The sequence below is a fragment of the Moraxella equi genome (genome assembly GCF_002027555.1).
Lineage (GTDB): Bacteria > Pseudomonadota > Gammaproteobacteria > Pseudomonadales > Moraxellaceae > Moraxella > Moraxella equi.
The window spans coordinates 1-5,892 of the sequence record NZ_MXAP01000154.1; the positions used below are offsets into that span (position 1 = coordinate 1).

Genomic DNA, 5,892 nt, shown 5'->3' on the forward strand with positions numbered 1-5,892 from the left:
TATTTTGGGGTTTGGTGGGTATATAAGCTGACTCTCTTCATTCTTGGTGCCATATATAGACTTCTTGCGAAATTCCAATTTTATTGAACTTAGCTTCATTTCGAATTCAATAAAATCAAGGTTTGACAATCAAAATTTTTGAATTTCACAAGAACACTAATTTTTATTTAAGCTTTCAAATTATGTGGTCAGATGACCATTTTTCATGTAAAATATGCAATTTTCTATAACATCCTTGAAAGCAAATTGTGTTACAATACTTTAACACACCCCAATCAAAATTTAATTACATGTCGCCAAATTATGCGACATGATTAACTAACAATAACGTAATTATAGAGCATGTTAAACATTGATAGCATTTTTACAAAATGAGATAAAACACAACAATTTAAATCAATTTTTGTATGGAAAACAGCTAAATCTTGTCACTCGAAGACAAAAACTCGCTTAGGTTGCAACAGAACAACTAATCAACCTGCGTTTTTTCCTTGGAGTCACTACAAAATAACAATTTTACAACATTTTTCAATTTTAAAATCTTAGAAACATCAAGGTTTGCAAGTATAAATATTTTATTTCACAGTATGTCTCTTAAAGAACAGGTAATTTTCTCACATATTCCATTACATAAACACCAAAAGCAGACATACCCCAATAAAATATTAAATAAATTATTCACATTGGCATGATTCTTGCATAATGACATAATTCTTTGCAATAAATTTTAATACACCCTTTTTTTTTCTCTTAACTTTTGCTAAAATCCTTAATTAGTAAAATTTAAGTCAATATTGCATTTATTAAATCAATACAACTTCATTTTTTGAAGCTTATGTCCTGACACACTAATGATGAAATTTTAAACATCTTTATACTCTTGTGTACTGCTTAAAGACTAAGGATCATAAAGTAGTGCAAAACAAGAAAAGGCAGGTGAATGCCTGAATTACATGCCATAATATTTTAAGGAGCGGCAAATGAAAATTTTAATATGCGAAAATGAACCAGTCTTACGTAAGCATATTCACACTGTTATTCAAGCATTGGGAGGTGAGGTGGTTGGACAGCCTGAATGCCTGGAGAGTGCCTATCCACTTATTATGGAACATCAGCCCGAAGCATTGATTGTCAATGCTCATTTCGATCGCATCGATGAGTTTTGCCAAAAATTAACTCAGGAGTCAAAATACCCACCTGCTTTAATTTTTTTTGGTCTAGATGATGTTCACTCAATATTAACTGCACTAAAATGTGGAGCGAGCGACTACCTGCTCATTCCTCTTAAAGAAACCGACATTAAAAACGCCCTGCAGAAATGCTGTCGCATTAACGCCGCCCAACAAGCAAGTCTAAACGAGAAAAACGGCAAAAGTGGTCGCACTCGTCAATACATCGCCGCACGCACGCACCGTGGCGTTGAACTCATCTCACTGTCTGACGTGTATTACTTCACCGCCGACCAAAAATACGTCAAAGTACGCCACAAAAATGGCGTGGTACTCATTGATGAAACCTTAAAAGACTTAGAAGAAGAGTTTGAAGGCATCATGTTCCGCATTCATCGTAATGCTTTGATTAATCTAGATTATTTGGATTTGTTGGAAACGGTGGACAGCGGTCAATATCAAGTACGCTTTCGGGGCATGCCTGAGAAACTGTCGGTATCACGCCGTCATCTGCCCATGCTCAGAGAAAAAATTCACAGCATTTGACGGGCAAGCCATCCGATACCATCCAAGGGCGTTGATTCGCCCTTTTGTATTTTAGCCACCTTGATTTGGTAATTATTTACATCCATACCAAGAAATAACTGGTATGAATTTTTATTTGGCATTTTGGGGTAAATGTGGTTAAATAGGCAATCATTGATAAGATAACATAGCGATAACACAATCATGAAAACCCTAACCATCGCCACACGCCAATCCCCGCTTGCACTTTGGCAGGCTCATTTTGTCAAAGACGAACTTCAAAAACTCTATCCCGAACTTGACATTCGTCTGTTAGAGCTGGTCACCAAAGGCGATAAAATCTTAGACACCCCTCTTGCCAAAATCGGCGGAAAAGGCTTATTTGTCAAAGAACTAGAAAACGCCCTACTAAGCGGTGAAGCTGACATTGCCGTACATTCTTTAAAAGACGTACCCATGGTACTGCCTGACGGGCTTATCATCGGGGCATATCTTGACCGCCATAGCCCTTTCGACGCTTTTGTAAGCAATCATTTTGCCAGTTTAGATGACCTACCCCAAGGAGCAAAGGTCGGCACATCAAGCCTACGCCGTGAATGCCAACTGCGTGCCTATCGCCCTGACTTAGAAATCATCAGCTTGCGTGGTAATGTTGGCACACGCCTTGGCAAGCTTGATAATGGCGACTATGATGCAATTATCCTTGCCCAAAGTGGTTTGGCGCGGTTAGAGTTGGACGAACGCATTCGCCACAGTCTACCTGCCGACATCTGCCTGCCTGCGGTCGGGCAAGGCACACTTGCCATCGAGTGCCGAGACGATGAGATTAGGGAGCTTATCAAGCCCTTAAACCATGACATCTCCGCCTTACGAGCCATCACCGAGAGAGCCATGAACCATGCCTTAGAAGGGGGCTGTCAGGTGCCGATAGCAGGGTTTGCACAGCTTGATAAAGGCGTTCTGCACCTAGAAGGTCGAGTAGGCATGCCTGATGGTCGCACCCTGCTAAAAGTCACCGCCCAGACCGACATCACGGACAACGCCACACAAAATATCCAAAATGCCGAGCAACTGGGGCAAGCTGTCGCCACAGAGCTACTTACCCAAGGGGCAGATGAGATTTTAAAAGCCTTATATCAAAATTAAGACAACTAATACCAACAACCCCTTAAGCACAATCAACCCAGCACCATGACCCCCCTATTCATCAACACCCGTCCTAAGCACAAAGCTGACATGAACCTGGTCATCCACAGTGTCAGCTTACCACTGCTTGCCATTCGGCATTTTGATGAATTAGAGCAGTCAAAAATGCAGGATTTGGTGGATTTTGTCCATGGCAAATTTGACACACTTATCGTGGTGAGCGTGGAAGCAGTCGCGTGTGCGGTGCGTTTTTTAAAAGAGCAAGGCATTGACCACGCCTGCGACCTACCCCATCATGACACCCTAACCGTCATCGCTGTGGGACAGCCGACAGCAGATGCTTTGGCGGAGTTTGGTTTTTCGGTGCTAACCCCCTTTGATGCAGGATGTCCGATGAGTAACGAAGGCATGCTTGCCATGCCCGCCATCGGTGAGCTACACACAGGCGATGATGTGCTGATATGGCGTGGGGTCGGTGGACGGCGACTGTTGTCTGACACACTCATCAAACGGGGCGTGAATGTGCGTGCCATCGCCTTTTATGAGCGGTGCGTGCCGTCAGAGCTGACAAGCGATTTTACTCGTCTGCTTGGCGATAGCACCGATGACAGCCCTGATGGAACCTTTAATAGTAATCAAAACCATCAACATCAAATTGGCAAGCACTCACCCATCTTTGTCCTTATCAGCAGTCAGATGAGTCTAAACGCTTGGCAGAGTGTGTATGACCAACAGATTCACAGCCATCGCACGCACACGCATGGGCTTTTGCCACAAAATGTGATATATTTAACCCTAGGTCATCGCCTGACCGCCCTAACCGCCACGCACTATCCGCACAGCCGTGCCTACCCCATGGTGGATTTGGCGGAATCAACCCTAAATCAAGCCATACAAGACGCCATGGCAACTTACCCATCGTGAGACATTTTAAAATTTAACGCTTTTATCATCATGCCAAACACCAAAAAACCTGACAGTCCAAGTGCCGAAGCCATCAAGGCAAATCTAGAAGAGCTGGACGCCAAATGCGCCCACGCCAAAGAAGTCGAGAGAGAAGAGCTTAAAAAACAAGCCGACCAAGCTCGGGTGGTACTCATGCGACTGCAATGGCTGGTCATTATCCTACTGGCAGGTGGGCTGTTGTGGCTATACCTTTCTTTTACGTCGGTCGTGGATAAAGTAGATGAACGCCTTGCCAAAATGGACACCGTCGATACCCGCCTAAACGACATGGACGACCGCCTGTTCGCCATCACCCCAACCGACAGCCACAAAAAAACAAATAAAGCCGAAGCGAGCAAAGACGCTGAATTTTTAAAAATCGAACTTGCCATGACCAACAAGCTCTTTGAACAAGGCAGTTATGATGACACCTTGACCGCCTTGCAAGCCATTGATTATCAGCTTGGGCAGATGACTGGTATCGCCCCATCGATCAAATCCGCCCTAAGCAGTAGCATAAAGGCAGACATCGCCTACATCGGCACGCTAAAAACACAGCCTGACGCATGGCAGGCTCACATCATCAAAATGCGAGACGTGCAAGCTTTTTTACGCACTCAGCAGACCAGTACACCCAACGCCCCCCTAAGTCGTGGCGACATCCTGCTTCATGACGCCAGTATGATGTTATCGCTTGCCATCGGTTCGGCAAACGTGCGAGACAGGGGATTGATGACCAGTTACTTACAAGAAGTCCGCTCACAGTTAGAAAGCCATATTACCTTACACGGCGGTAAGATTGACCCTGAGAGCCTAAAAAAGCAATCTGAACAAACCGCTTTGGCAAACAAAGCCAGCGACAGAGACGGCAAAAAAGACGGTAAAAATGCAAACAACACCGACACCAAAACAGGGCAAATCGGACAGCAAGTCGCCCTAAATACCATCGATGACGCCCTATTTTGGATCTATGATTTAATTGCCAACAGCCCCAAGAACAAAGAGCTGAGCAGTGTTCAGATGTTAAAATAAATCCAAAACAGGCAAAAAACAGCGAACTCATCATGCGTTAATCATTTTAGATAAATTGAAACTTAAAAGGACATCCCCATGACCCATCCTTACACCGCCACACTCACAGGCAATGACCGCCCCACCGAGCTACACGACTACCCCATCGTCCACGTCCAACCTGTGGCATGGGGCGAGATGGACGCCTTTAATCATGTCAATAATGTCGCTTATTACCGCTACGCCGAATCTGCCCGTATCAGCTATTTGCATTCGCTTGCCATGTTCAAGGACGAAACTTTAACCATTTTAGCAGGCTCATCATGTAACTACCTACGCCCCGTGTATTATCCTGACACCCTACTTATCGGCGTTAAATGCACCAAAATCGGCAACACCAGTCTGTCGATGGCTTATGAATATTACAGCACTACCCAAAATGCCATCGTTGCCAATGGCACGGCAACCATCGTCCGCACCGACAAAGACGGTAACAAACAAGCATGGACGGCAGACGAACGGCAGATTTTAAGTGATTTTGAAGGGCATCCGCTATGAGCGATACTGTTATGCTGGACACCACAGGGCTAATCTGCCCTGAACCTGTCATGCTCCTACATAAGAGCATTCGCACCGCCAAAGGAGGTGATGAAATTCATATCCTAGCGACCGACCCCGCCACCACCCGAGACATTCCCAACTTTTGTCGGCATTTGGGGCATACGCTTGCCAGTCAAGAAACCCTTGATGACGGCAGTTATCGTTATGTGGTAGTTAAAAAGTCAGGCTAGACATGATTGTATTTGGTCTGCCCGACCGTTTGGGGTTTGCCATTTATAAAGAGATGTTTTGCTTGCCTGTGATAAGCACTGGGCTCTTGCCGTGCTTGCTGTTTGGTAGTTTGTTTTTTGTGCCAAACGATTATACCGGCATACTGCCTGTGGCAAAGGGTATGAATGGCAGTGCCGGCAACAAATGGATATATGACAGCTTAACATTTTATTATCTGTTTTTGCTCGGGCAAGTCCTGCTAAAACACCAGCTTATCGGACTGTCCGCACCGACTTTATTTACCCCTTGAATTTACAACCCAACC

At 44.6% G+C, this 5,892-nt stretch carries 7 protein-coding genes; all 7 read left to right on the forward strand.

Going from position 1 to position 5,892, the window contains the following annotated elements:
* Positions 1 to 980 precede the first annotated feature (980 nt).
* The gene (locus B5J93_RS12360) at positions 981 to 1,715 is read left to right on the forward strand and encodes a LytR/AlgR family response regulator transcription factor (RefSeq protein ID WP_079326648.1); all 735 of its coding nucleotides are present in this window, start codon (positions 981 to 983) and stop codon (positions 1,713 to 1,715) included.
* A 183-nt stretch (positions 1,716 to 1,898) separates the two neighbouring features.
* Positions 1,899 to 2,840, forward strand: a complete 942-nt coding sequence (gene hemC, locus B5J93_RS12370) for a hydroxymethylbilane synthase (RefSeq protein ID WP_079326650.1) — start codon at positions 1,899 to 1,901, stop codon at positions 2,838 to 2,840.
* A gap of 45 nt (positions 2,841 to 2,885) precedes the next feature.
* On the forward strand, positions 2,886 to 3,764 hold the full coding sequence (locus B5J93_RS12375; protein WP_079326651.1) for a uroporphyrinogen-III synthase: 879 nt from the start codon (positions 2,886 to 2,888) through the stop codon (positions 3,762 to 3,764).
* A gap of 30 nt (positions 3,765 to 3,794) precedes the next feature.
* Complete coding sequence (locus tag B5J93_RS12380) at positions 3,795 to 4,817, forward strand: hypothetical protein (RefSeq protein ID WP_079326652.1); 1,023 nt, start codon at positions 3,795 to 3,797, stop codon at positions 4,815 to 4,817.
* Positions 4,818 to 4,895: 78 nt separating this feature from the next.
* Entirely contained in the window at positions 4,896 to 5,354 is a 459-nt protein-coding gene (locus B5J93_RS12385; protein WP_079326653.1) for an acyl-CoA thioesterase, read from the forward strand.
* Positions 5,351 to 5,587, forward strand: a complete 237-nt coding sequence (gene tusA, locus B5J93_RS12390; protein ID WP_079326654.1) for a sulfurtransferase TusA — start codon at positions 5,351 to 5,353, stop codon at positions 5,585 to 5,587. The genes B5J93_RS12385 and tusA overlap by 4 nt, the downstream gene beginning before the upstream one ends.
* Before the next feature lie 2 nt (positions 5,588 to 5,589).
* A complete protein-coding gene (locus B5J93_RS12395) occupies positions 5,590 to 5,877 on the forward strand; it encodes a hypothetical protein (RefSeq protein WP_079326655.1) in 288 nt (95 codons plus the stop codon).
* The last annotated feature ends 15 nt before the right edge of the window (positions 5,878 to 5,892 follow it).